We start from the raw sequence: 25,466 nt of genomic DNA, 5'->3' as shown, positions 1-25,466 counted from the left end.
GATCTGCAGCACTCTGCATTCAGGCAGTGGCCTGCCATGAGCCGTCCAAAAACATGCCCCGCCCAGGGGGAGTACTGGGCGAGGCTGCATTTACAAGGGTTTAGCGAATGTCACCACCAACCCATTTGTTGGCGATCTCCAGATATGTCCCATCCGCCATCATCGCGTCCAGCGCGGTCTGCATCGCGGCGGCCAGCTCGGGGTTGCCTTTGCGGATGGCAATGCCGGCGCCGAACTCTTCGGTCTCAAAGTCGGTGATCATGACATAGTCCTGGCCGGTTTCTTTCATCGCCAGAATTGCGGCAATCGAGTCATTGACGATCACGTCAACCCGGCCATGTTCCAGCTCCAAAAGAAGCTCTGGCAGGCCTTTGTAGGTCCGCACATCATAGCCCTGCTCACGCGCCCAGGCCTCATGGGTTTCGCCCAGCGTCAGACCAACCTTGGCCTCAGACAGCCCGGCAGCCGATGTGATGCCACCGGGTTTGGCAAAGATCGCCCGCTTGGTGGTATAGTAGGGACCAACAAAATCAACCACTTCCTTGCGCTCTTCGGTGATCGACATCGACCCGACAATGGCGTCATATTTATTGGCCAAAAGGCCACCGATGATACCATCCCAAGCGGTGGTCACGATTTCGACCTCAATCCCCATGCGTTTGGCAATTTCAGCCCCAACTGCAGGGTCAAAGCCAACAACCTCGTTGGAATCGTTCACAAAGTTGAACGGAGGGTAGGCACCGCTCATGGCAATGCGGATCACGCCATTTTCCTTGATGGTGTCCATTTCCTCTGCCATCGCAAAGCTCGCGGTGGTGAGGCTGGCAGTCATTGCAAAACCTGCCGCAAGAGCGGTTCTCAAAAGTGTTCTACGCGTGGTCATGGTGATCTCCTTTGTCGGTTCAACTCTGCTCTGATAGGGATTTCCAGCGCATCAGCCCCGGCCCTCGGCATTTGTGCGCCGAAGCTGGCATAGCCCAACCCATTGGGCAAATAGATAGCAGGAATGAAAATTATTGATGTGATCTATACCCGATAGTGCAGATGCCCTTTTGCACAAATCCCTGAGGTTTTGGCTGGAATTCAGCCCAACACGGCCCTTTGCAGCGCCTTTTTTCGATTTTGCCCCACAATATGGCACAACATGCCGCGCTGCGACAAATCGCACTTGAGCCAGCCTGACCCCATCTGTTAGGCGACACAGAGGTAGTCCAGGCGAGGCAGATCAAATGACAAAAACCCCAATTCAGGTGGTGGATCGCGAAACCGGTGTGGTGTTTGACGAGGTGATCCTGGGTGAAAAACTGATCCGCTGGGCCTATCAGGACAAAAGCGCCAGCCTGATCGAGCGTCTTTTGTTTCGCTCCAGCCTGGTGAGCCGCCTCATGGGCCTCTGGCTCGACAGCCCGCTGTCACGCGGCAAAATCTCCTCGGTTATCAAGGAGCTCTCTATCGATATGGAGGAGGCCGAGCGGCCCGCGCAAGACTACCGGTCCTTTAACGACTTTTTTGCGCGGCACCTAAAGCCGGAGGCCCGTCCCTATAGGGATGATCCGGCAGAGATCGTCGCACCTGCAGATGGCCGGGTGCTGGTGTTTCCAAAGCTGGCCGAGGATGTCTTTGTGCCCGTAAAAGGCCACCCCATGTCGATCACCTCGATGTTGCCTGGGCTGTCAGAGCGTTTTCTTGGCGGGGCTTTAGCAATCGTACGGCTGTGCCCGGCCGACTACCACCGATACCATTTCCCCGCAGATGGCACGATCCAGCAGTGCCAGGAGATCGCCGGAGCGCTGCATTCGGTAAACCCCATTGCACTGGGGGCAGGTCCCGATGTTTTTGGTGAAAACAAGCGCTGCAATACGCTGATAAAAAGCAACAAAATAGGCACCTACTGCTTTAGCGAAGTGGGGGCCTTTGGGGTAGGCTCTATCATCAACACCAAAACGACTGGGGCTGTAAAAAAGATGGAGGAGAAAGGCTACTTTAAATTCGGCGGCTCCACTGTCGTGGTTGTATTTGAGCCAGGTCAGGTCGAATTCAGCGCAGATCTCGTCACCAACAGCGCCAGGGGCTGCGAAACCCTTGTGAGGGTCGGACAACCCCTGGCAAAAGCCGTCAGCTAGCCCTTTGGCGGGATCGAATAGGTCATGGTGGAGCGCGCCACCAATTTGTCAGAGCCGGCCGAGAACATATGCACGTCCCCCACGGCCAGGCTGCGCCCCAGTTTCAAGAGCTGGCCCTTGGCGACAAGGTCCCTGCCCGCCTCTGGTTTGCGCATAAAATCGAGCGAGCAATTGGTGGTGACCGCCAGCGCCTCGCGCCCAAGGCGTGACAAAACCAGCGCATAGACGGTGACATCCGCCAGGGCAAACATCGACGGCCCCGAAACCGTACCACCAGGGCGCAGATGCCGCTCTGCCACCTTCAGCCGCATGGTGATGCCCGCGTCCGACAGGGCGTCCACGGCAAAATCATCTGCCACCTGCGGGAAAATTTCGGCCATATAGGTCTCAAGACCCGTCACGTCGAATGCCAAACCCATGCTTTTCCTCTCCTCACTTGCAGCCTAGTGTTCACCCAGAACCCTGGAGGAGAGCAAGATGGCAATTCTGGAACGTGACGACACAGGCGCCGTGGCACATCTGCGGATGAATGCCCCCGAACGGCTGAATGCGCTGTCGGACGAGATGCTGGCAGCCCTGCAAGCGCAGATTGACAGTCTGAAAGACGACACCAAAATCAAGGCGGTGATCCTTTCTGGCAATGGTAAGGCCTTTTGCGCCGGGCACGATATTCGACAGATGACTGCGGGTCGCGCAGCCGGGGACAAGGGACAGTCCTATTTCGAGGGTCTGTTTTCGCGCTGCACCGCCGTGATGCTGGGACTGCAACGCCTGCCGCAACCGGTGATCGCGCAGGTTCATGGCATCGCAACAGCTGCGGGCTGTCAGCTTGTGGCCTCCTGTGATCTGGCCGTTGCCTCTGATGACTGCCGCTTTGGCGTCAATGGCGTCAACATCGGCCTGTTTTGCTCAACCCCCATGGTGGCCCTGTCGCGCAATATCCCCCGCAAACCATGCCTTTGAGCTGCTGACCACCGGTGATTTCATGACAGCCGCGCGGGCGGCTGATCTGGGCCTGATCAACCGCGCCGTGCCCGCAGACCAGCTAGAGGGTGAGACCCGCGCGCTGGCAGACAAGATCGCGTCCAAACTGTGTGCCGCGGTCAAGGTCGGAAAAGAGGCCTATTACGCCCAGCTGCAAATGCCCATTGAGGAGGCCTATGCCTATACCAGTACGGTCATCGTCGAGAACCTGATGCAGCGTGACACGATCGAAGGCATGGCGGCTTTTGTCGAAAAACGTCCCCCCGATTGGAAAAAATCCTGAATTTGTCGAAAATTTTAGGCTTTGTTTACTATTTGACACGTATTGTTTCTCTATCAGGCCTTTTAATCGAGGCAAGATAATGGCAAAGATTGGGCACGGGTTTCGACACAGGTCCTGACTCGGACACAATTTGGGCCGCTGAAGCGGAAGGTCCCTCCAACCGGGAATCTCTCTCCCCGGGTGACATTCCCGCTCAGCGGCCCCAAATGCCCCTCCCACGCGCAAATCAGACCTCAATCTGGGCTTAACCTGGGCTCAAAATCCGCTGACTTTGGCGCATTGATTTACATCCGGAAACAATGCTTGCCTGGCCGCACGATTGTTTCTCTTACCGCGATTGGGCCGCAAAGCCTGACTTGGACACCTGCGCAAGCTGACTGTGCCCTCTTTCGCCCAATTGTTGCCACAATCCGGCCCCTGCAATATTGCCTAAGCGCGCGCTCTGCCCTATTTGCCCCTCATGACAGAGACATTACATATCGTGGGCGGCGGCATGGCCGGGTCCGAAGCAGCCTGGCAGGCTGCGCACATGGGCGTAAAAGTGGTTATCCACGAGATGCGGCCAAAGGTGGAAACCTTTGCCCATCAGACCGGCAATCTCGGCGAGATGGTCTGCTCCAATTCCTTCCGATCGGATGATGACGAGCAAAACGCCGTCGGGTTGCTGCATTGGGAAATGCGGGCCGCAAATGGCCTGATTATGGCCGCGGCGGAAACCCACCGCCTGCCCGCAGGTGGCGCACTCGCGGTGGACCGCGAGCCTTTTGCCGAAACGGTAACCGCCAGGCTAAAGGCCCATCCCAATATCTCGGTCTCTTATGAAGAGATCACCGCTCTGCCAGAAGAGGGCCACTGGATCTTTGCCACCGGCCCTTTGACCTCGGGCACACTTGGCCAGGCCATACAGGCAGAGACCGGCTCTGAGGCGCTGGCGTTTTTTGATGCGATTGCGCCAATCATCTATGCCGAAAGCATTGATATGTCGCAGGCCTGGATGCAGTCGCGCTATGACAAGGGCGAGACCGAAGAAGAGCGCACCGCCTATCTCAACTGCCCGATGACCGCAGAGCAATACGAGAACTTCATCGACGCGTTGCTGGCGGCGGAGAAAACCGAATTCCACGAAGGCGAGACCGCAGGCTATTTTGACGGCTGCCTGCCGATCGAAGTCATGGCCGAACGCGGGCGCGAAACCCTGCGCTTTGGCCCGATGAAGCCGGTTGGCCTGACCAATCCACATCAGCCGAACGTCAAAGCCTACGCCGTGGTCCAGCTGCGGCGCGACAACGCGCTTGGCACCCTGTTCAACATCGTCGGCTTTCAGACCAAAATGAAATACGGCGCCCAAACCGAAGTGTTAAAGATGATCCCCGGGTTGGAGAATGCCAGCTTTGCCCGACTTGGCGGCATCCATCGCAACACCTTTCTGAACTCTCCTACATTGCTCGACGCAGAGATGCGCCTTAAATCAAAGCCACATCTGCGCTTTGCCGGGCAGATCACCGGTGTTGAGGGCTATGTCGAAAGCTGCCGCCATGGGGCTGCTGGCGGGCCGGATGGCGGCGGCAGAGATTCTGGGGCAAGAGTTGCCGCAGGTGCCACAGGACAGCGCCATGGGGGCCTTGATCCACCACATCACCGGCGGTGCCGAGGCCAAGACCTTTCAGCCGATGAATGTGAACTTTGGCCTGTTCCAACCGGTGGACGGTCTAAAAGGCGGACGGCGTGGCCGCAAAGATCGCTACAAGGCTTACACCGATCGCGCCAAACAGGCCTGGACCAGCTGGCTGGAAAACTTTTTCTGAGAGCACTGTTCTTCTGACCCCACTGAGAGGGCAAAACACGTGACCTTTATCACCCGCTTTGCCCCCTCGCCCACAGGCCCGTTACACCTGGGCCACGCTTATTCCGCGATTGTGGCGCATGACATGGCGCGCGCCGCTGGTGGGGTCTTTCTCTTACGCATGGAAGACACCGACCTGCAGCGCTCCAAACCAGAATGGGATGCCGCAATTGTCGAGGATCTGACCTGGCTCGGCCTCACCTGGGACGCACCGATCCTGCGCCAGTCTGAACATCTCACCAGCTACAACACTCACCTGAAAACACTTGAAAACATGGGGTTATTATATCCGTGCTCCTGCAGCCGCGCCGATATCCGCGCAGCGGTCTCTGCCCCGCAAGAGGGCGTATCCCACGAGGTCTACCCCGGCACCTGCAAGAAACGGCCGATGGCAGATCGAAAACAAGGCGACGCCCTGCGTCTGCATCTGGATCGTGCTCTGGCGCGGTTGTCTGGCCGCACAGATGCATTTGCAGAGGCCTCACCAGATGGATTTGACGTGGTCTTTGAAGAAACCGGCGACAGCCACAAAGGCCTGCATCGTCTGGATCCCGACCGGTGCCTGCGCGAGATCGGCGATGTGGTGCTTTCGCGCAAGGGAGAAGACATCATCGCCTATTTCCTTGCCTCCGCACTGGATGATGTGCGCCAGGGCATCACTCATGTGGTGCGGGGCGAGGATCTCTTTGACTTCACCCCAATCCAGGTTCTGCTCCTGACGCTGTTGGATTTCCCCGTGCCGGTTTACCATCACCACAGACTGATCCGGGATGAGGCGGGCAAGCGCCTGGCCAAGCGGGACGAGCCCGCGCCATCGCAAAGTATCGCGCAGACGGGGCAACGCCGCAGGACACCCGCCGTATGGTTGGCCTTGGCTAAGCGGCTGTCAGCCCCCCGCCGTCAGACCCTCCATCAGACCATGGGCGCCATCAATTCCGCCTCTTCCCCCTCACGAACAGCGGTATAAAAACAGCTGCGCCGGTTGGTGTGGCAGGCCGGGCCCACCTGCTGCACCACGGCCAGCAGGCAATCGCGGTCACAGTCCAGGCGCAGATCGACCAGAGTTTGCACGTGGCCAGAGCTCTCGCCCTTGACCCAAAAAGACTGACGTGAGCGGGACCAATAGGTCACCTTGCCAGTCTCCAGCGTCTTTGCAACGCTTGCAGCATTCATCCACGCCATCATCAAAACCTCGCCACTTGCCTCATCCTGCGCAATACACGGGATCAGACCGGCGGCATCGTATTTCAGGCTATCGGGAGAAAAAGACATAGGAAAACCCTTTTGCATCTGGCATCTGCGTCCTATGTATGGGGAAGATATCCCAAGGGAAAGCCCGAGGTAGCCTATGTCCAGCGAAACTGATCTGATCAAACTCTATTCCTCGCGCATTTTGGCGCTGGCTGCGGACATTCCCCATCTTGAACGGCTGGAAAACCCGGACGCCACCGCAAAAAAGCGCGCGCCGCTTTGTGGGTCGACCGTGACTGTCGACCTCAAAATTCACGAGGGACGCATCACCGCCTTTGGTCAGGATGTAAAAGCCTGCGCCCTGGGACAGGCTGCGGCTTCGGTGGTTGCTCACAACATCCTGGGCCGCTCTCTGGAAGAGGTCGAAACAGCGCGCGATGCGTTGAAAGCCATGCTGACAGCCAACCAGCCCGCGCCCAAAGCGCCCTTGGAGGATTTGGAAGTTCTTATCCCCGCACGGGAATTCAAGAACCGCCATGCCTCGATCCTGCTTTGCCTGGAGGCAACTCTGGAAGCGTTTAAGGCCGCATTGCAGTAAAATTGCGCTTAACCTCACTTTTATCTTAATCAAATATAACAGACCCGTTGTAAGTGAACGGGTTCAAAAATGCAGTCACATCCCTCCCACCAGGACGCACCAGCGACCGACGCTATCGCGCCTCCTCAGTCTGACCAGTTGCAAAAGGCAAACAGTCAGAAACTGGATCAGCTCGCCCAGGTTTCCTCTCAGCTTGGCTTTGAGATTGTAGACATTGCCGGCTTTCTTGATGTGATTGACCAGAAATCACAAAATCAGCTTTCGGCCCTTCAGTCTCTGACCACCCAGGCAGATCGGGTGACAGCCTCCAACGGTCAGGTGCTCAACACCATTCAGGCCGTCTCGGTCGCGACGCAAGAGACGCTGCACTCGGTGCAAACCTCTGTCCAATTCGTGCGCGACAGCAGCGGACGAAGCCAGGAAGTGGCCGAATGGGTAAACGATCTGGAAAATCGCACCGAACAGATCGGTGAGACCGTGGAGGCGCACGGCAAAAACAACGACAACATTACCAATATCGCGGCACCAGGTCAATATCCTGGCGATCAACGCCAAAATGGAAGCCAGCCGAGCCGGAGATGCCGGCCGCGGCTTTGCGGTAGTGGCCGAAGCAATCAATGATCTGGCGAAACGCACCCAGACCGCTGCAAAGGAAATTGACCAAAATATCAAAAACCTTTCAAACTGGGTGACCAGCCTGCATGATGAAACTGTTGAGGTTTCGCGCTCAGCCGACCAAATCCTGGGTCAAGCGCGCGAAACCGACAACTCTCTGGCAAACATCGAAGAAAAAGCCACCGAAGTGAATGCCCAGACCGGACGTATCCTGAGCGAAGCCGCAGAGGTCAAAGACGCAGTTAGCAGCTTTGCGCCCAATATCAACCGCATTGGTAAATCGGTAAAGGAAACCACCACAGGTATTCACGACACCCACACCCGTGTTGAGAACCTCATTGCCTCTTCTGAACAACTGGTTCAGGGCACCGTCGCATTGGGCGGGCAGTCAACCGACAAGAAATTCATCTCATATGTCACCACAATAAGTGAACAGGTCGGAGGCATCTTTGAAGACGCTTTGGCCAGTGGGAAAATCAGCTCTGAGGCATTGTTTGACAAGAATTACCGCCCCATTCCCGGCACCAATCCGGAGCAATTTACCACCGGCTTCTTATCCCTCACGGATGCGATGCTGCCCCCCATTCTGGAAGCGGCGCTCGACTTTGATCCCCGGGTGGCCTTTTGCGCAGCGATTGATACCAACGGCTTCCTTCCGACCCACAACAAGATCTTTTCTCACCCCCAAGGCCCTGATCCTGAATGGAATACTGCCAATTGCCGCAACAGACGCATCTTTGATGACCGGGTGGGGCTGAAGGCTGGCCGTAACTCCGAAGCCTTTCTGATGCAGGTCTATCGTCGGGATATGGGCGGGGGAAATTTTGTTATGATGAAAGATCTCTCGGTCCCCATTTACGTCGCCTCACGTCATTGGGGCGGCATGCGTATGGGCATAAAATCCTGACCCACGGCAATACCAAAGAACCAGACATTATTTCTGGCGACAAAAGCCTCAAGTATTTCGGGCACAACAGCCTGGGCAAAAAAAGGCCGCCACACATCCGGGCAAATGGTGGCGGCAGGCAATGCGTCGTTATGTGGGTCCAGCTACGCTTCCCGGTTTTTAGGCGAAACCGGGAGGAAAGAGTACAGGCGGGAATTCCTCATCAGGTCGGGACAGGATGTAAGCGCACCCGGCACAACGACAGCAGGCAGATGGTTCAAAAAAATCTCGGGGTATGGGCCGTAGCCTATAAAAAGACCGGCAGATGCAGCGCGACAACCAGCATGACGATCAGCGAGGCTGCTCCAAGAGCATCCTGCAAAAGGGTGGATTGGGCATTCTGCAGGGTTGTCTTCAGTTGGATAATCATGGCTTGGGCCTCCACTACTCTCTGTCGGTTGTTTTGATCTTAACGCACTGCTCTTTGTCAGTTTTGTTGCACCTTTGTTCTCATTTTACGCCCGGCCTGTAAAGAACTTTTTGAGAACATTTGCGAACTTTTTGGAACACCCAAGAGGAGCAAGAGAGAGAAAAGGCGTCAACCCACTGAAATCAAACGAATAGCCTGATCCTGTTTCATCAACCAAAGAAGAACACGCGCAGCCCGGCCCCGCGCAGAGGTCAGTCCCGGGTCAGTGGTCAACAAAGCCCGCGCATCACTCTGTGCCACCGCCATCAATGGCGCCTGACGCTCAAGATCGGCAATATGAAACCTCGGCAGGCCCGACTGCGCAGTCCCAATCACATCCCCTGCGCCGCGCATCTGTAAATCGGTCTCCGAGATCTTAAAGCCATCTTCGCTTTCGCGCAGCACCTCAAGGCGGCGGCGACCGCCCTCAGACAGCGGCGCTTGATACATCAGCAGACAGGTAGATTCAGCACTGCCGCGCCCCACCCGGCCGCGCAACTGATGCAGCTGCGCCAGACCAAATATTTCGGCCCGCTCGATCACCATAATAGAGGCATTTGGCACGTTCACACCAACCTCGATCACCGTTTCGCCACCAGAACCTTGGTTTGCCCCCGTTGAAAAGCCGCCATTGCCGCATCTTTTTCTACATGAGGCATCTGACCATGGACCAGACCAACAACATCCTCGCCCAGAGTAGCCCGCAGATGTTTAAACCGCTCCTCTGCCGCAATCAGATCCATCACCTCAGATTCACCAACCAGCGGGCAGACCCAATAGCATTGCCTGCCCTCCGCAATCGCCCGGCGCAGATGGTCTACCACCTCATCCATGCGCTCGGTGCTGAGAACGGCGGTTTTGATGGGCTTTCGCCCCGGGGGTTTCTCATCCAGCACCGGGACGTCCATATCGCATATTGCGCCAGCGCCAGCGAGCGCGGGATCGGGGTGGCGGTCATCACCAGCACATCAGCGCCTTTGCCCTTTTTCGCCAGCTCCATCCGCTGTCGCACCCCAAAGCGATGCTGCTCATCAACAATAGCCAGACGTAATTCTTTAAAGACAACATCCTCTGGAACACCGCATGGGTACCAACCAGGATCTGTATGTCGCCCGCTGCAAGAGCGGCCAGTTTTGCCCGGCGTTCTGCCCCTTTGTCACGTCCGGTGAGCAGCTCAAGAACAACACCGGCCTCCTCGGCCAGGGGGCGCAGACCTTCCAGGTGTTGCTGCGCCAGGATCCCCGTTGGGGCCATCATCACGCCTTGCCCGCCCGCCTCGACCGCAACCAGCAGCGCCATAAAGGCAACCAGTGTTTTTCCTGACCCGACATCGCCTTGCAGCAATCTGTTCATCCGCTTGTCAGCGGCCATATCGGCAGAAATCTCCCCGATCGCTCTGGTCTGGGCATTGGTGGGGCGATACGGCAGTGTGGCCAAAACACGCGACTGCAACCGGCCCGTTGCCTGGCTGACAATGCCGCGTGATTTGCGTTCGGCCTGCCGTGCCAGCGCCAGCGTCAGCTGATGCGCAAACAGCTCATCATAGGCCAGACGAATGCGCGCCGGCGCATCTGGCGACACCTCGTCCAGCCCCTGCGGGCTATGGGCCGCCATCAAGGCCGCGTGCCAGCCCGGCCAGCCCTCGCGCGTCACTTGTGCGGCGTCGATCCACTCGGCAAGGTCTGGCAGTTTTTCAAGAGCGCTGTGAACAGCTTTGGTCATGGTCTTCTGCGTCACCCCATGGGTCAGGGGATAGACCGGCTCATAGTCTGGAATGTCATCTGCCTCGGCCAAAGGAAGCATATGGTCCGGGTGCACCATCTGGGCCAGACCATCAAACAGCTCGACCTTGCCCGAAACCAGACGCCGCGCGCCTTCAGGGCATTGTGCCTCGAGATAGCGGCTGCGGCCGTGAAAGAATACCAGTTGAAATTCAACCTCTTGGTCGCTGACGTTAATCCTGTATGCGCCGCCTCGGTTGCGGGCTGGCTGATGGCTGCCGATGGTGACCTCAACCGTGGCAATTGCAGGCAGATCCAGCCCCTGAATACTGTCGCGCCGCCGGCGATCCAGCACCGAATGCGGCAGTGAAAACGCCAGATCCCGGGGGGTCTCCAGCCCCGATCTGGGCCAGGCTCTGCGCCGTTTTTGGCCCCACGCCTTTCAGGGTCTCTGCATCGGCAAACAGCGGGAACAGGATTTCCGGGCGCCCGCTCATAGGGCCGCAATCTCAGCCAGCCAGCCGTCCTCATCCAAAATCCGAACCCCTAGATCCTGCGCCTTTTTCTCCTTTGACCCGGCTCCGGGGCCAGCCACCAGAATGTCGGTCTTTTTGGACACAGACCCGGAAACCTTAGCCCCCAGGGCCTCGGCGCGGGCCTTGGCCTCATCGCGGGTCATTTTCTCAAGCTTGCCGGTGAAAACAACCGTCAGGCCTGCAACCGGGCTTTGCTGCGCCGGAGCGGCCGGGGCCTCGATCCTGAGGTGGTGCACCAAATCATCCAGCACCGCGCGCTCCTGTGCGTTGGCCAGCGCATCGCTCAGCGACAGGCCCACGGTGGCGCCAATGCCATCTATACCAATCAGATCCTCCCAGGAATCGCGGGCCTCTGTCGGCACCTCGCACAGCGCAATCGCGGCATCGCGCTGTTCTTTGATACGGCCGCGGCGGCCTTCACTCGCGGCGGCTTGCCGTTCGCGATCTTCGGCAATATCCGCGGCCCTATAGGCAAGCGCGGCTGGCCGGGCGGTGTCCAGTGCCGTGGTCAGATCGGGCCAGGTGCCATAGTGCAGCGCCAGATCCTTGGCTGCGACCTCGCCCACATGGCGAATCCCAAGCGCAAAAATCATGCGCCCAAGCGGGATGCTGCGCTTTTCCTCGATCGCGGCAAACAGGTTAGCGGCGCTTTGATCGCCCCACCCGGGACGGTTTTTAAGCTTCACAAAATTGGCCGGCGTCACGTTCAGCCAAGCGGTAGATATCCACAGGCGTACGGATCGCCAGATCCGGATCCTCGTAAAACATCTCCAGCTGTTTCGCCCCAAGCCCTTCAATATCAAAGGCCTTACGGGACACAAAGTGTTTTATTTTTTCAATGGCTTGCGCCGGACATATCACACCACCTGTGCAGCGACGCGCTGCGTCGCCCTCTTCGCGTACAGCCGCGCTGCCACATTCGGGGCACAGATCAGGAAACACAAATTCAACGGCATCTTCGGGACGTTTGGCAAGGTCAACATCGGCGACCTTGGGGATCACATCCCCGGCGCGGTAGATCTGCACCCAGTCGCCAATGCGGATGTCCTTGCCGCCGCGAATAACCTGCCCTTTGGAATCCAGGCCGGCCATGTAGTCCTCATTGTGCAGCGTGGCATTTGACACCACGACCCCCCCCACAGTGACCGGAGCGAGCCGCGCCACCGGGCTGAGCGCTCCGGTGCGGCCAACCTGAATGTCGATGCCCTCAAGACGGGTCCAGGCCAGCTCTGCCGGAAACTTATGCGCAATGGCCCAACGCGGCGTGGTGGAGCGAAAGCCAAGCCGCTCTTGCAGCGCCATGTCATCCACTTTGTACACAACGCCATCAATGTCATAGCCCAGGGTCGCGCGCTGCTCTTCAATCATGCGGTACTGTGCGATCATCTCGGTGACCGAGGCGCAAAGCCGCGTCAAAGGGTTGGTCTGAAATCCCAGATCCTTAAGCCGATGAATGGCCGCGGTCTGTGTTTCTGCCAGCGGCTCTGACAGCTCTCCCCAGCTGTAGGCGAAAAAGCGTAAAGGGCGCGCGCGGGTGATTTCAGCATCCAGCTGCCGGAGTGACCCTGCAGCGGCATTGCGCGGATTGGCAAAGATCTTGCCGCCACGTTCACCATGACGCGCGTTCAACGCGGCAAAATCCACATGCGCCATGTAGACTTCGCCACGCACCTCTAAAACAGCGGGTGCGCCCACCAGCTGTTGCGGAATATCGGCAATGGTACGGGCATTTTCCGTTACATTTTCGCCGGTTGAGCCATCTCCCCGTGTGGCAGCCTGGATCAGGCGGCCCTTTTCATATCGCAAAGACAGGGACAGACCATCAATTTTCGGCTCAGCCGTAAAGGCGAGTGGTTCGCTTTTTGGCCGCCCCAGATAGGTGCATATGCTGCGCACAAAATCGGAAACATCCGAATCCTGAAAGGCATTGCCCAAAGACAGCATGCGATGCGCGTGCTGGATCTTGCCAAACCCAGAGGTAACCGGCGCCCCAATGACCTCCAATTGCGTCGCCTCGTCCTGCAGCGCGGGAAAAGCGTCCGCCAGGGCGCGATAGCGCTGCTTTGCGGCATCATAGGCGGCATCGCTCAGAACCGGTGCGTCATCCTGATGATAGGCCTGATCCGCAGCAGCCAACTGGGTTTGCAGCGATAGAAACTCCGCTCGCGCCTGGTCCAATGAGAGGTCATTCGGATTTTGTGTCTGAGATTGTTGCACGCGCAGCCCCCGTCCTGATCTGACTTCAGGTGATAGGCTGCAGCTTGCCTCAGGTCCAGAGAGAGGCAATCACGAAACGGAAGAACTGGTCGGAAAAACATAAAAAAAACCCGCCAGAGCGGGGTTCTTCTTGTTAGAACAGTGGGCACGAGTTAACCAAAATGTCACTATTTGAACATCGACTTGAAAGTAGCGAACCCGGTAAGGGTTCGCTCACAGTCATTTACGGTTTAAGTCGCAATGATCAGAAGTTATCGCCTCAGGCTCCTACAGCCAGACGGTGACCACCGGACATCTGATCATCCTGCGGGTCCCGCAGAACATAGCCCGGCCCCAAACGGTTTCGATGTAGTTGTCACCACCGGTGGCTGTGCTCAGCTTTTTGCGTAGTTTACAGATGAACACGTCAATAATTTTCAGCTCAGGCTCATCCATACCGCCATAAAGATGGTTCAGGAACATCTCTTTGGTCAGAGTTGTGCCCTTACGCAGGCTCAGCAGCTCAAGCATTTGATATTCTTTGCCGGTGAGGTGCACAGTCTTGCTGTCCACTTCGACAGTCTTGGCATCCAGGTTAACAGCAATCTTGCCGGTTTTGATGATCGACTGAGAGTGTCCTTTGGAGCGCCGGATGATCGCGTGGATCCGGGCCACCAGCTCTTCACGATGGAACGGTTTGGTGAGATAGTCATCAGCACCAAAACCGAAGCCTTTGATTTTGTTCTCGGTATCGTCGGCACCGGACAGGATGAGGATCGGCGTCTCAATGCGTGCCATACGCAATTGACGCAGGACTTCATGTCCATTCATGTCGGGCAGTCCAAGATCCAGCAGGATCAGGTCATAGTCGTAGAGTTTCGCGAGATCGATCCCTTCCTCGCCCAGATCCGTCGAATAGACGTTCAGGTTCGCATGGGTCAGCATCAGCTCAATGCTTTTTGCTGTAGTAGGATCATCCTCGACCAGAAGAATGCGCATGGGTATGTCTCCGCCTGTAACTGTTTCCCTTAGGTTGCGTTAACCCTGATGGAAAAAGGTTAATGGCCCGTTACCATAATCGTTAATTATCAACTTTGACTCAAGTCTTGTCCAGTATTGGCCCTCCGTTTTACCGGTATTCTTTTTCAGTCTCGTGGTCTTCAGCGCCTCTTCACCGTGATCCGCGACAGCCGCAATCCAGCTTCTGAACTCCTCTTCGCTGAGCCCATAACGCCGCAGCGCCTCGGTCTGCGGCAGCAGCCCATAGAGCACGCCACGCACAACTGCAGCTTTGCGTGAGGCAACCCACCTTCGGGTGGTCTCGGGCGGCAGATCTGCCCGGGTCATCGTCGAGCCATCCGGCAAGGTCACTGCGCGTGGCCCTTCAACTTTTTTCAGAAACATGCCTTTACCCTTGTTCGACAATTATTTTGCTGGTCTGCAACAGCATTTACCCAGTCTAATTAAAGACGCGTGAACCTGCCCCTTGAGAGTCTGTAGGATTTTCATATATTCTGCGAAGCTTGCCCCCTTGATCTGAGGATTTGCCTTATGGCGCTGGATATCGACACTTCGCTCAACTCACTTGGCTTTGCCAAACCTCCCTCGGAAACCCGTGTGGTGGTGGCCATGTCCGGAGGCGTCGACAGCTCCGTCGTCGCCGCATACCTGTCGGATCAGGGCTATGATGTGGTTGGTGTGACCCTGCAGCTCTATGACCATGGGGCTGCCCTGGCGAAAAAGGGGGCCTGCTGCGCCGGTATTGATATTCACGACGCCCGCCGGGTCGCCGAAGAGCGCGGCTTCCCCCACTATGTGCTTGATTATGAAAACATATTTAAGGACGCCGTGATTGACGAGTTTGCCGACAGTTATCTGGCAGGCGCCACGCCTGTGCCCTGTATTCGCTGCAACGAACGTGTGAAATTCAAGGATTTGCTGGAAACAGCCCGCGATCTGGAAGCCGATTGTATGGCAACCGGACACTATATTCAGCGCAAAATGGGCCCCAATGGCGCCGAGCTGCACAGCGCAGAAGACGCCAACCGCGACCAATCTTACTTTCTGTTTTCGACAAAACCAGATCAGTTGGATTTTCTGCGTTTTCCCCTCGGGCATCTTCCGTCAAAGGACGCAACGCGAGAGATGGCGGCGCAATATGGTCTTTCGGTTGCAGACAAACCTGACAGCCAGGATATCTGTTTTGTCCCAAATGGAAACTATACCAGCGTAATCGAGAAATTGCGTCCAGGTGCGGCCGAACCCGGCGAGATCGTGCATGCGGACGGACGGGTCTTGGGAACCCATACCGGTGTCATCCATTACACCATCGGCCAGCGTCGTGGCCTTGGCATTGGCGGGCTTACTGACCCTCTTTATGTGGTGCGGCTGGACGTCGATAAAAAGCAGGTCATCGTTGGCCCAAAAGAGCTGCTGGCCACGCGGACCATTCCAGTGCGCGAAATCAACTGGCTGGGGGATGAGCCGTTTGACAGCCGAGAGGAATGGCATGTCATGGTCAAAGTGCGCTCAACCCGTCCGCCGCGCGAAGCCATTATTCGGCCGCTGTCCGCCACCACAGCTGAGGTTGAACTTTTGACACCAGAGGAAGGCGTCTCACCGGGACAGGCCTGCGTTTTCTATGAGGCGGGCAACAGCCGAATCTTTGGTGGCGGCTGGATCTGGCGCGGCTACTAAGGCTCAGCGCGACGAAACGATTCGAAAAATGAACGTCAGAGGCGGGCAAGAACCGCCCTGGCGGCGCGCAGGCCCGGGGCCTCGCCGCTTTGGCCCAGCCGCTGCATCGTCACAGCCATTGCCGCCTTTTGCAAATCCGGCGCCGCTGCGACCTCTATCAGCTGGCGGGCTATGTTTTCTGCCGTGCAGTCGGGACCAAAGGCATTCTGGTACCACGCGTGTCTCACTGACCAGATTGACCAATGTGACCGTGTCGACCAGCGCCATGTGTTTCATGATCTGCCAGGTCAGCCACTGAAACCGATAGGCAATTACCATAGGCGTTGCGGCGGCTGCCAGCTCTAGTGAGACCGTTCCAGAGGCCGCAAGCGCCAGATCAGAGGCAGCAAAGGCGGCGCGTTTGTAGCAGGCAAAGACCTCAGCCTCATGCGCTGCGGGATCCAGAAACAGGGTGTTTTCAGGCCAGTCTGCCTCAGTGGAGCGCACCTGTTCTGCCACCGGCCCGGCGCAGGGCACAACAACGCGATGTTCGCGATATTTATGTTGAAACGCCTGCAGCGCCGCGCCAAAGACCGGAGCAAGCCGGGCCACTTCTGATCGTCTTGAGCCCGGCAAGGCCAGCACCAGCGGTGCGTCTCCTAGGTCAAATTTGGCACGGAAAGCCGCGATCTCAGCAGCAGTCGCCTGCGGCTCGGCCACCACCGGATGGCCGACAAAATCACACTCCATGCCTGCGGCTTCCATATATGGCGGCTCAAACGGCAACAGAGCCAGAACATGATCGCCGCTTTGGGCCATTTTCGCCGCCCGCTTGGGACGCCAGGCCCCAACGGAGGGTGCAACATAATGGACGGTGCGAATATCGCTGGAGGCTTTGACCAGTGCGGCAACCCGCAATGAGAAATCCGGGCTGTCGATGGTGATCACAACATCCGGGCGCATGGCAAGGACGGCATCAGCAGTCTGTTGAATGCGACGTTTCAGATGGCGGTACTTTGGCAGCACCTCAGCAATGCCCATAATCGACAGCTCTTGCATCGCAAAGAGCGACTGCAGCCCCTCGGCCTGCATGCACGCACCGCCAACCCCCTGAACGATCACATCAGGGCGCAGCGTTTTCAGCCCCTGCATCAGGGCCCCGCCCAGCCTGTCCCCCGAGGGCTCTCCCGCCAGAACAAACACCTTGAGGCCCGGGCGAGCTGTCTCGGCGGCCTCTGCAGCAGGATCCGAGGAGAGGCTCACGAAGCCCGCAACCATAGGAACAGGCCCAAGCGGTCACAGGCCGAAATCACCTTTTCCCGCTCCAGCACGAGGACCCCACCCGCCTCAAGCACAATCCCGGAAAGTCCGGCCGCTGCGGCCAGCTCAACGGTATGCGGCCCAATAGCGGGGCAGATCCGCACGCCGATCCTGGCCCGGGTTCGGGGCCTTGAACAGCAGACCACCCTGGCCATCGGGACGCGCCGCAAGGCTCTGGAGCATCCAGTTGGTGCCAAAAATATTCTCAACGGCAATGGCCTGGCGCGCCCGGATTGCGCAGGCCTGACCGATGTCTGCCGCACTCATGGCGGCGACCACTTCGGCCCCGCGCAGGACATCGGCTTTGTCCAGCTCTCCCGGATGCACCTGAGTCGTGATGCCTTCGGACATCAACAGATCCGGTGCCACCTCATGGGCGGCGCGCAGAGAAAACCCGGCCTGCTCGATCAGCTCCATCACGGCCCGCAAGGCGCCATCATCGCCCGCTCCCAGTGCGGCTTGTATGACGGGAACCAGCGGCAGAGTTGCCGCGTCAATAGCAGATGGGTCAATCGGGGGGCGCGTCACAGCCCCTGCGAGGCAAACCTCTGTCACACCAGCCGATTTCAACCTGGTGAAAAAACTGCCCAGGTGCTCAAGGCGAAAGGAAATTTCAGCATCAACGCAGTCGGGCTCAGAGCCTTCCATGGCGCAGATCAGCGGGCGTTTGGACAGCCGGTCTGCCACCTCTTTTGGCAACAGACCTGTCCCGGCAATCACAGCAAGCATGTCGTTACGCTCCTGGCGTCAGGAAAGACCGGTCTGTCTCACCGGTGATAAAGGCAACAATCTCTGCCACATAGGGGCTTTCGGTCTCATCGCCCAGGCGACGCGCCCTTTCCTGAAAGGTGCCATCGCCCTGCGCCAGCATCTGAAAGGCGGCGCGCAGGGCCGTGATGTCAGACCGGGTCACACCGCGACGTTTCAATCCAACCAGATTAAGCCCGTCGAGCCCGCCCCGTGGCGCCTGCACCAGACCATAGGGGATGACATCATTGGTCACCATGGTGACTGCACCGATGATGGCACCGCGACCGATACGCACCCATTGGTGAATGCCAGACAGGCCGCCAATAATCACATCGTCCTCCAGCACGCAGTGGCCGGCCACAGCTGCAGAGTTCCCCACGATTCCCCGGTCGCCAACAATGGCATCATGGGCAATATGGCATCCCGCCATAAAGAGCCCGTCGTCGCCAATGCGCGTCACACCACCACCGCCCTCGGTGCCGGCATTAACCGTGACATGTTCGCGAATGCGGTTGCGCTGACCAATCACCGTGCGGCTTTTCTCACCCTGAAATTTGAGATCCTGTGGGATCTCGCCGATCACAGCAAAGGAAAACACCACGGTGTCATCGCCAATTTCGCAGTCACCGGTCACAACCACATGCGACTTTAGCGTCACCCGCTCTCCCAGCACCACCTCGGGGCCAATGTGGCAAAAGGGGCCAATCTGACAGCCCTTGCCGATCTTGGCGCCCTCTTCGATCACCGCGCTAGGATGAATCACAGCACTGGGATGACTCTGGCTCATCTCTCTCAATCCTTTTGCACGTCGACCATGGCTGTAAACTCAGCCTCGGCGTCAACGTCACCCTCGACCGTGGCGACGCCTTTGAACTTGAAGATCTTGCCACCGGCCTTGCCGCGCAGGATCTCGACGTTCATTTCCAGCACATCGCCAGGAATAACCTTGCGACGGAATTTGCATTTGTCGATGTTCATGAAATAGATCAGCAAATCGGTATCGATCATATCCATGCCAACACCCAGCATGACGCCAGCAGTCTGCGCCATCGCCTCGATTATGGTAACACCAGGCATGATGGGCGCCCCCGGGAAATGACCCTGGAAATGCGGCTCGTTCATGGTCACGTTCTTGATGCCACGCGCCGAGCTAATGCCGTTGATATCCAGCACTTTGTCGACCAGCAAAAACGGGTAGCGGTGCGGCAGGATCCGCTGGATCAGGTGAATGTCGGCGCTCTTCAGCTCAGCGGTCATGGCGGATATCCTGTGATTGAGAGGTTTGCGCTGTCAGTATCAACTGGACGCATTTTGAGCAAGCTTTCGGCTCGCTATTGCTCGTCTGGTGCCTGCGAGACCCCACGGCCATCGCCAAGCACCTTATCGAGACGGGAAATGGCCAATTCGGTGATATCGACCACATCAGCGCTGAGAAAGACGGTCGAGTGATCAAGAATGGCCCCTGCCCCGGTTTCGCGCATGATTTGCTCCAGAACCGGCAGTGAGGCGGCAAAGAATTCGCGCCGGGCGACTTCACCGATCCGGCTGATCTCGCGCAATTTCAGATCCTGCGTCGAGCGGGTTTCCTGAACCTTACGGTGTCAAAGGCATCTGCCAGCGTCCGGAAGGCCGTGACTTCCATCGCGCTGCGACGTTGGGTGAGGTCCTGCTCTTCGGCCCGCAGCTCGGCTTCGATATTGCGGTTTTCCGCAGTCAGCACGGCCCCTTCTGCCTCGATCTCCTGCGCCACCCGCTTGCCAAATGCGCTTTCAGAAAACAAACGGTCTGGCTGAATGGTCAGTATGCCGCTTTGTGGGGTGCCCAGCTGAACCTCGCGGCCAAGATCAAAGCCACCGGGGGCGGCGTTTTGCTGTGCATAAACGGGCACGCCGCTGCCCAAAAGGGTAAAAAGCGCCAGCCAGATGGCCAGCGCTTTGTTGTTCAGGCATGGCAAATATGTCGCCAAAAGACCCGTCACCGGTTCAGAACCGCGCTTGCAATGTAAGATCGAAGCTCTGTTCCTGGTCGTAGTCTTCTTTCTTGAGCGCTTTGCTGAAGTTAAACCGCAGCGGCCCCAGGCTTGTGGTCCAGAGCACCGAGAAACCAACCACATGACGGAAAGAGCCAGAGCTGCCGACAATGTTTGAGCTGCCGGATGTATCGACATTGTTCAGCCCCCAGAGGTTGCCAACGTCATAAAACACCCCGCCACGCAGGCCCAGCTCTTCGGGCACGCCGTGGGGGAATTCCTGCATCAAACCGGGCCACCGCAAAGAGGTTACCCCCGAGGAAGTCATCATAGGTGCCACCATCTGCCCGCGCCGACCGGTCGCGCGGCCCGATCCCGCCTGGCTCAAAGCCACGCATCACGGAAGGGGACAGAACAAAACGATCCAGTGACCGGCTGCTGTTATCGCCGAGCCAGTTCAGCGCACCGCCTTCAAAGGTGGCGCGCAGTGTCACCTCTTCGTTAAACACCTGTCTTTGCGCAACAAATTTGGGGTGGCTTTCAGATACTCTGAATCGCCACCCAATCCGGCGTAGTTGGCGCCAATCTCAAACAAGAACCCTGCATTTGGGTCCAGACCGGTCAAACGACTGTCGTAGCTATAGGTCACGCCAAAAACGCTGCTGCTCAGCTCACCCTGTGCGATTTCGTTTTGCACAGTGGGCGCGGCGACAGGGTAGGTTCCAGTGCTCGCAGGTGGCCCGACAATCGAGTAGGACTGATCCGCACGCGCAATCATTTCCGAGTTTGCCCAGGTATAGCTCAGTTTCACCTTTGAGCTCTCGCCGGACTTGAAGGTCAAAGCCGGGCTCAGGAATACCCGTTTGGTATCATATTCAGAAAAGCTTGAATCCGACTCGGACAGACCAAAGTCGAGGTCAAATTTCAGGTCACGTCCCAGCAGATGCGGCTCTGAAAAGCCCAGAATATACTCATCCGATTCCGTCGCTGTCGCGATAGCAAAGGAAAGCCGCTGGCCCCGACCCAGGAAGTTGTTTTCGGTCAAACCAACCGAGAGCCCAAAACCATCATTGACAGAATATGAGCCACCCAGGTTCAAAGAGCCCGTTGGCTGCTCTTCGACGTCAACATCAACCACCACAAGGCTGGGGGAGCTGCCCTCGCGCACATCGACATCAGACTTTGAGAAGAACCCAAGCGCCTTGATGCGTTCAGCCGTGCGACGAATTTCGCGCGGGTTAAAGGGGTCGCCCTCAACCGTGCGGAACTTCTGACGGATAACCCGGTCCAGCGTGGTGGTGTTGCCTTCGATATCGATACGCTCAACAAAAACCCGGGGGCCGCGTGTCAAAGCAAATTCGATATCAAGGGTCAGATCACGATCATTGCGCGTCACCCGCGGCTCAACCCGCAGGAAATCAATGCCCTTGCGCAGCGCCAAATTCTCTAGTCGCTCAATAGAACTCTCGACCAGAAGCGGCGAATAGGTCACACCGGGTTTCACTTTGAGAGCCGCAAAAAACTCTTCGGAATCCGCTTGCGTCACTTCGCTCGTAACCGAGATTTCACCAAAGTTGAATTGTTGCCCTTCGGAGACGTCAACAACCAGAAAGACAGCATCGCGTTCGCGGGTGACTTCTGCATTGGCGCTGTTGACCCGGAAATCGACATAGCCGCGCGACAGATAGAAATCTCGCAGTACCTGCTTATCAAATTCGATCCGGTCATCAATCAGCGTATCTTTGTTGATAAACGTCCGCAGAAAGCCAGCCTGTTTGGTTTCGAGAACCCGGCGCAGCCTGCGATCCGAGTAAACCTGATTGCCCAGAAACGAGACCCGCTCGACTTCTGTGGTGTCGCCTTCGGAGATTTCAAACGCCAGATCGTCACGGTTGTCGCTGCGGCGGATGATCCGGGGCGCACGCGAGAGGCCAGACGGCCCTGAGAGCCATAAGCCGCGGCAATCGCCGCCGCATCCTGCTCAGCCTGCGCCGGGCTGAACACACGACGGATGAGGATTCGATGATTCCCGCAAGAGGTTCGTCTTTTGCGGCGATTGCCCTCAAAGTTGATTTTGTTGATGGTCGGGAATTACGTCACCTTGATGACCAGCGTATTGCCTTTTGGCACCAGATCGACGCTCTCAAAAACGCCACTGTCCAGGATCGCCTGATAGGCGTCATTCAGTTTACCGGCAGTGATCGTTTTGCCGCGTTCGATGCCTGTGTAGGCAATGATTGTGGCGCTTTGAATACGTTGATTGCCTTCAACCTGAACAGAATTGAAACGGTAGTTTTGCGCCTCGGCAGAATTGGGTGACAGCCCAAAACCAAGGGTCACAGTCAGGGCGACAATGGATACGCCCCGATACAAAATATTGGTGCGCTCTACGCGCTTACCGCAGGATATGCCCACGCTCTTGCCCCGAACCATCAGTATTTACCCGAAATTAATAGCAGCTTTAAACGTGCGTACCGGGTTTGAAGGCGCTTGTCAAAACCAACAAAAAGGCGCGAGGGCAGGATCCCACACGCCTTGTGTCGAAAAACTTAAATGAGGGGCGCTGTTACAGCGAAACCAGCCAGGTGCCGATGCTCAACGATACAAAGATCAGCGTTGCTGAAACCGCACGATCCCAATAGAGGCGCAGCAAAAGCGACAAGCCATTTTCGGTTTCGGCGTTGGGCATCATATAGGTTTGCATGACAGTGTATCCCCGGCTTTGGCCAGTGTGGCCAGATTTGAACGGTGGGGCAGATCAGCTGTTTTACGCCCATCACCGCGTGTTAATGCAGATTAGCAAAGCATTAACGCAGGAATGTGGCGTGAATTTGGCGAAACGGATCCCGCCGCCAAATTCTAGTTTTTTTCACCAGACATATCTCTAGCAGAAGATGTCATTGGCCAGGGCAAAGACCATCAGCGACAAGATCATGGCGATGCCAAAAGTCATGAGAACCTGCACAGCGCGCTCATTTGGGGGGCGTCCCGCCACGGCCTCATAGGCATAAAAGACCAGATGCCCGCCATCCAGAGCCGGGATGGGAAACAAATTCAACAGCCCAACTGCGGTCGACAAAACAGCGATAAAGCGAATAAAGCTGGCCGCGCCCTGACTTGCAGTATCGCCAGAGGCCTGGGCGATTCCAATTGGCCCAGACAGGTTACAGGTGCTGATCGCACCGGTGATCATATGTCCAAGGCCAGAAATAGAAGAGCTGATCACGGTCCAGACCTGGCCAACGCCTGTCGAAAGCGCCCGGCCAATAGTGGTTGGCACGGTCTCATATTCAATGAGGTTGCCGCCGCTTACGCCGATCAGCCAGCGGCTGGTGAACCCCCCATCCGCTGTCGGCAGGTCCATTTGGCGCGGCGACAGCGACATCTCCAGTGTTGCTCCATCGCGCCAGATTTCAAGAGACAGCTCCGCCCCCTTATTTCTCTGCGACTTTGTCGACCAGTTGGCCAAAGGCAAAAACCGGCTCGCCGTCCACCGCAGTGATGAAATCCCCCGTACGTAGCCCTGCATCCGCAGCAGCGCTACGCGGCGTCACAGAGGCGACATAAGCCGGGGCAAAATGAGTATCCGTGACGCTGAGCTCTACCCCATCGCGGCGGACTAAATAATCAAGGCTCGGTGTAAGCGGTAGTGCATCGCGAAATTCCGTCCAGGCCGCTGTATCGCTCAGTGCAGGTACAGGTTGGCCACCAACCTCCAGCAGCTCATCCCCCGAGCGCAGAGTGTTTTCGACGCCAGGCACAGGGACCAAAGACCCGACAGTCAAAGGGTCGCGCACCATTCCAAAATACAGCGCCAGGGAGGCAAAAACGGCTATCGACATGACAAAATTGAAGACAGGCCCTGCTACAACGGTAGCCGCACGCGCCCAAAGCGGCGCGCCATGCATAGTGCGGCGCAACTGAACAGGATCGGCGGCGGCAGCCGCAATCACATCCGCGTCCTTGCCTGAGGCCGCATCTGCATCCCCAAGGAATTTGACGTATCCGCCAAAGGGCAACGCGGCAATCTGCCACTTGGTTCCGCGCTTGTCATGTCGGCTCCAGAGCACAGGTCCAAACCCCAGCGAGAACACATCGGCGTGAATACCGGACCAGCGCCCGACGATGTAATGGCCATATTCGTGAACGGCCACGATCACTGAAAGGGCGACAACGAAACTGACAATCGTGTAGAAAAGCCCGCCAAACTGCGGGAGAAAAGAGAGTAGATCCAAAACTTTACCCTATGCTTTGAGCTGCGGCCACATCAGCTGCCTTGCGGGCGATGTGGTCAATCTGTGTGACATTATCAAGGGTCATTGCGGAATCAATGAGGCTGCTTTGCGTCTCGATCCGGTCCAAAACCCGTGCTGTGACCTCGGCCATATCGGTAAATCTGATGCGGCCGGCTATGAAATGGTCCAGCGCGCGCTCTTTGGCGGCGTTAAACACGGCCCCCATCAGGCCCCTGCGCTGCATCACGGCCCTCGCCTGCGCCAGCGCCGGATAGCGGGCCAGATCAGGCGCCAAAAAGTTGAGTTGCCCAATGGCTGCAAGATCCAGTCGCGCCACAGGTAGATCGCGCCGCACGGGCCAGTGCAGCGCATAGCCGATAGCATGGCGCATGTCCGGGGCGCCAAGATGCGCCATCAGGGCGCCATCCTTAAACCCAACCAGTGCATGCACCAGCGATTCAGGATGCACCAGCACTTCGATCTGATCGGGGTCCACGCCAAAGTATTCACGCGTTTCAATGACTTCCAGCGCCTTATTGAACATTGAGGCACTGTCAATGGTGATCCGTTGCCCCATATCCCAGTTGGGATGCGACGAGGCCTGCGCTAGGCTGGCGCCTTGCAGATCTGCCAAAGGCCAGTCGCGAAAGGCGCCTCCCGAGGCGGTGTTAACAATGCGCTCAACAGCCGAGATCTCTTCGCCAACCAGACCCTGAAAGATGGCGGAATGTTCGCTGTCGACGGGCAGCAGTCGCGCCCCATGCTGTTGGGCCGTTTGCAGCAACAGTTTGCCGGCCCAGACGAGGGATTCTTTATTGGCCAGAGCCAGCGTTGTGCCCTGCTCCAGCGCCTTTAGGCCCGGCGCAAGCCCGGCAACCCCAACAATGGCAGACATCACCCAATCGCAAGGCCGACTTGCCGCCTCGATCAGCGCAGTCTCGCCTGCAGCCGCCTGAACCGAGCTGCCAGCAAGAGCGGCGCGCAGGTCTGCAAGGCGGTCCTCAAAAGCGGTAACAGCAAGATCGGCCTTAAGCGCAATGGCATCCGCGGCCAGCTGCGCAATATTGTGCC

At 57.5% G+C, this 25,466-nt stretch carries 17 protein-coding genes and 12 pseudogenes; 8 read left to right on the top strand and 21 right to left on the bottom strand.

Features of this window, described 5'->3' with window-relative positions:
• Positions 1 to 100: 100 nt before the first annotated feature.
• Entirely contained in the window at positions 101 to 883 is a 783-nt protein-coding gene (locus B4968_RS07245) for a transporter substrate-binding domain-containing protein (RefSeq protein WP_083097796.1), read from the bottom strand.
• 346 nt (positions 884 to 1,229) lie between these two features.
• Between B4968_RS07245 and asd the strand changes: the two genes are divergently transcribed.
• Entirely contained in the window at positions 1,230 to 2,123 is an 894-nt protein-coding gene (asd, locus tag B4968_RS07240; RefSeq protein ID WP_083097794.1) for an archaetidylserine decarboxylase, read from the top strand.
• Here the strand turns inward: asd and B4968_RS07235 are convergent.
• Entirely contained in the window at positions 2,120 to 2,542 is a 423-nt protein-coding gene (locus tag B4968_RS07235) for a PaaI family thioesterase (RefSeq protein ID WP_083097792.1), read from the bottom strand. The two genes, asd and B4968_RS07235, sit on opposite strands and share 4 nt — an antisense overlap.
• Positions 2,543 to 2,600: 58 nt before the next feature.
• Here B4968_RS07235 and B4968_RS07230 point away from each other — a divergent pair.
• The 3 pseudogenes from B4968_RS07230 to gluQRS all read left to right on the top strand — a co-directional run bounded on the left by B4968_RS07230 (position 2,601) and on the right by gluQRS (position 6,112).
• Positions 2,601 to 3,390: pseudogene (locus B4968_RS07230) on the top strand (enoyl-CoA hydratase).
• A 460-nt stretch (positions 3,391 to 3,850) separates the two neighbouring features.
• A pseudogene (gene trmFO, locus B4968_RS07225) lies at positions 3,851 to 5,195 on the top strand (methylenetetrahydrofolate--tRNA-(uracil(54)-C(5))-methyltransferase (FADH(2)-oxidizing) TrmFO).
• Positions 5,196 to 5,234: 39 nt separating this feature from the next.
• Positions 5,235 to 6,112 (top strand): annotated as a pseudogene (gene gluQRS / locus B4968_RS07220) (tRNA glutamyl-Q(34) synthetase GluQRS).
• A 33-nt stretch (positions 6,113 to 6,145) separates the two neighbouring features.
• Here the strand turns inward: gluQRS and hisI are convergent.
• On the bottom strand, positions 6,146 to 6,523 hold the full coding sequence (gene hisI / locus B4968_RS07215; RefSeq protein ID WP_083097790.1) for a phosphoribosyl-AMP cyclohydrolase: 378 nt from the start codon (positions 6,521 to 6,523) through the stop codon (positions 6,146 to 6,148).
• Between the two features lie 58 nt (positions 6,524 to 6,581).
• On the opposite strand from hisI, the gene B4968_RS07210 reads away from it, so the two are divergent.
• The 3 genes from B4968_RS07210 (at position 6,582) to B4968_RS07200 (ending at position 8,544) form a co-directional block, all read left to right on the top strand.
• Complete coding sequence (locus B4968_RS07210; protein WP_083097788.1) at positions 6,582 to 7,022, top strand: iron-sulfur cluster assembly scaffold protein; 441 nt, start codon at positions 6,582 to 6,584, stop codon at positions 7,020 to 7,022.
• Positions 7,023 to 7,253: 231 nt separating this feature from the next.
• Positions 7,254 to 7,643 (top strand): methyl-accepting chemotaxis protein, encoded by a 390-nt coding sequence (locus tag B4968_RS07205; RefSeq protein ID WP_139792630.1) that lies wholly within the window; start codon positions 7,254 to 7,256, stop codon positions 7,641 to 7,643.
• The gene (locus B4968_RS07200) at positions 7,579 to 8,544 is read left to right on the top strand and encodes a methyl-accepting chemotaxis protein (protein ID WP_083097785.1); all 966 of its coding nucleotides are present in this window, start codon (positions 7,579 to 7,581) and stop codon (positions 8,542 to 8,544) included. Before B4968_RS07205 ends, B4968_RS07200 begins: the two co-directional genes overlap by 65 nt.
• A 286-nt stretch (positions 8,545 to 8,830) precedes the next feature.
• Here the strand turns inward: B4968_RS07200 and B4968_RS25155 are convergent, their stop codons facing one another.
• From B4968_RS25155 to sciP, 5 genes and pseudogenes are all read right to left on the bottom strand, one after another.
• Positions 8,831 to 8,953: a hypothetical protein gene (locus tag B4968_RS25155; protein ID WP_277620929.1), complete on the bottom strand. Its 123-nt coding sequence runs from the start codon at positions 8,951 to 8,953 to the stop codon at positions 8,831 to 8,833.
• Positions 8,954 to 9,121: 168 nt separating this feature from the next.
• A pseudogene (gene recG, locus B4968_RS07195) lies at positions 9,122 to 11,210 on the bottom strand (ATP-dependent DNA helicase RecG).
• A pseudogene (gene ligA, locus B4968_RS07190) lies at positions 11,207 to 13,466 on the bottom strand (NAD-dependent DNA ligase LigA). The pseudogenes recG and ligA overlap by 4 nt, the downstream one beginning before the upstream one ends.
• 259 nt (positions 13,467 to 13,725) lie before the next feature.
• Positions 13,726 to 14,444, bottom strand: a pseudogene (gene ctrA / locus B4968_RS07185) (response regulator transcription factor CtrA).
• Between the two features lie 144 nt (positions 14,445 to 14,588).
• Positions 14,589 to 14,849: pseudogene (sciP, locus tag B4968_RS07180) on the bottom strand (CtrA inhibitor SciP); the annotation flags it as partial.
• A 147-nt stretch (positions 14,850 to 14,996) separates the two neighbouring features.
• Between sciP and mnmA the strand changes: the two are divergent.
• A complete protein-coding gene (mnmA, locus tag B4968_RS07175; RefSeq protein ID WP_083097783.1) occupies positions 14,997 to 16,142 on the top strand; it encodes a tRNA 2-thiouridine(34) synthase MnmA in 1,146 nt (381 codons plus the stop codon).
• Between the two features lie 35 nt (positions 16,143 to 16,177).
• On the opposite strand, the pseudogene lpxB reads toward mnmA, so the two are convergent.
• The 13 genes and pseudogenes from lpxB to dxr form a co-directional block, all read right to left on the bottom strand.
• A pseudogene (lpxB, locus tag B4968_RS07170) lies at positions 16,178 to 17,273 on the bottom strand (lipid-A-disaccharide synthase).
• Between the two features lie 182 nt (positions 17,274 to 17,455).
• Positions 17,456 to 18,170 (bottom strand): annotated as a pseudogene (locus tag B4968_RS07165) (LpxI family protein); the annotation flags it as partial.
• Positions 18,171 to 18,174: 4 nt separating this feature from the next.
• Positions 18,175 to 18,978 carry an acyl-ACP--UDP-N-acetylglucosamine O-acyltransferase gene (lpxA, locus tag B4968_RS07160; protein ID WP_083097781.1) on the bottom strand — a complete coding sequence of 268 codons (804 nt, stop codon included), beginning with the start codon at positions 18,976 to 18,978 and terminating at the stop codon, positions 18,175 to 18,177.
• Positions 18,979 to 18,983: 5 nt separating this feature from the next.
• Entirely contained in the window at positions 18,984 to 19,448 is a 465-nt protein-coding gene (fabZ, locus tag B4968_RS07155) for a 3-hydroxyacyl-ACP dehydratase FabZ (protein ID WP_083097780.1), read from the bottom strand.
• Between the two features lie 74 nt (positions 19,449 to 19,522).
• Positions 19,523 to 20,079 (bottom strand): annotated as a pseudogene (locus B4968_RS07150) (OmpH/Skp family outer membrane protein).
• A 94-nt stretch (positions 20,080 to 20,173) separates the two neighbouring features.
• Complete coding sequence (locus B4968_RS26090; RefSeq protein ID WP_420916487.1) at positions 20,174 to 20,491, bottom strand: BamA/TamA family outer membrane protein; 318 nt, start codon at positions 20,489 to 20,491, stop codon at positions 20,174 to 20,176.
• Positions 20,385 to 20,654, bottom strand: coding sequence for a BamA/TamA family outer membrane protein (locus B4968_RS26085; RefSeq protein WP_420916489.1), 270 nt, complete (start codon positions 20,652 to 20,654; stop codon positions 20,385 to 20,387). Before B4968_RS26085 ends, B4968_RS26090 begins: the two co-directional genes overlap by 107 nt.
• A complete protein-coding gene (gene bamA / locus B4968_RS26080; protein WP_420916488.1) occupies positions 20,651 to 22,030 on the bottom strand; it encodes an outer membrane protein assembly factor BamA in 1,380 nt (459 codons plus the stop codon). The genes B4968_RS26085 and bamA overlap by 4 nt, the downstream gene beginning before the upstream one ends.
• A 104-nt stretch (positions 22,031 to 22,134) precedes the next feature.
• Positions 22,135 to 22,233, bottom strand: a pseudogene (locus B4968_RS26075) (hypothetical protein); the annotation flags it as partial.
• Between the two features lie 18 nt (positions 22,234 to 22,251).
• A complete protein-coding gene (locus B4968_RS26070; protein WP_420916486.1) occupies positions 22,252 to 22,575 on the bottom strand; it encodes a POTRA domain-containing protein in 324 nt (107 codons plus the stop codon).
• Between the two features lie 151 nt (positions 22,576 to 22,726).
• Entirely contained in the window at positions 22,727 to 22,864 is a 138-nt protein-coding gene (locus B4968_RS23695; RefSeq protein ID WP_162843563.1) for a hypothetical protein, read from the bottom strand.
• A 180-nt stretch (positions 22,865 to 23,044) separates the two neighbouring features.
• Positions 23,045 to 24,395: pseudogene (gene rseP, locus B4968_RS07140) on the bottom strand (RIP metalloprotease RseP).
• A gap of 4 nt (positions 24,396 to 24,399) precedes the next feature.
• A partial coding sequence (gene dxr / locus B4968_RS07135; RefSeq protein WP_139792628.1) for a 1-deoxy-D-xylulose-5-phosphate reductoisomerase occupies positions 24,400 to 25,466 on the bottom strand: 1,067 nt, incomplete at its 5' end.

It is taken from the genome of Pseudophaeobacter leonis (assembly GCF_002087335.1).
GTDB lineage: Bacteria > Pseudomonadota > Alphaproteobacteria > Rhodobacterales > Rhodobacteraceae > Pseudophaeobacter > Pseudophaeobacter leonis.
The sequence above is the reverse complement of the archived record's forward strand: the minus strand, read 5'-3'. Positions and strand labels throughout refer to the sequence as shown.

Excerpts from the sequence above, each read along its gene's own strand:
- B4968_RS25155 (WP_277620929.1), bottom strand. The coding sequence starts at position 8,953 with ATGATTATCCAACTGAAGACAACCCTGCAGAATGCCCAATCCACCCTT.
- B4968_RS23695 (WP_162843563.1), bottom strand. The coding sequence starts at position 22,864 with ATGCAAACCTATATGATGCCCAACGCCGAAACCGAAAATGGCTTGTCG.
- fabZ (WP_083097780.1), bottom strand. The coding sequence starts at position 19,448 with ATGACCGCTGAGCTGAAGAGCGCCGACATTCACCTGATCCAGCGGATC.
- hisI (WP_083097790.1), bottom strand. The coding sequence starts at position 6,523 with ATGCAAAAGGGTTTTCCTATGTCTTTTTCTCCCGATAGCCTGAAATAC.
- B4968_RS07200 (WP_083097785.1), top strand. The coding sequence starts at position 7,579 with ATGGAAGCCAGCCGAGCCGGAGATGCCGGCCGCGGCTTTGCGGTAGTG.
- asd (WP_083097794.1), top strand. The coding sequence starts at position 1,230 with ATGACAAAAACCCCAATTCAGGTGGTGGATCGCGAAACCGGTGTGGTG.
- B4968_RS07245 (WP_083097796.1), bottom strand. The coding sequence starts at position 883 with ATGACCACGCGTAGAACACTTTTGAGAACCGCTCTTGCGGCAGGTTTT.
- B4968_RS26090 (WP_420916487.1), bottom strand. The coding sequence starts at position 20,491 with ATGATGACTTCCTCGGGGGTAACCTCTTTGCGGTGGCCCGGTTTGATG.
- B4968_RS07210 (WP_083097788.1), top strand. The coding sequence starts at position 6,582 with ATGTCCAGCGAAACTGATCTGATCAAACTCTATTCCTCGCGCATTTTG.
- lpxA (WP_083097781.1), bottom strand. The coding sequence starts at position 18,978 with ATGAGCCAGAGTCATCCCAGTGCTGTGATTCATCCTAGCGCGGTGATC.
- B4968_RS07235 (WP_083097792.1), bottom strand. The coding sequence starts at position 2,542 with ATGGGTTTGGCATTCGACGTGACGGGTCTTGAGACCTATATGGCCGAA.
- mnmA (WP_083097783.1), top strand. The coding sequence starts at position 14,997 with ATGGCGCTGGATATCGACACTTCGCTCAACTCACTTGGCTTTGCCAAA.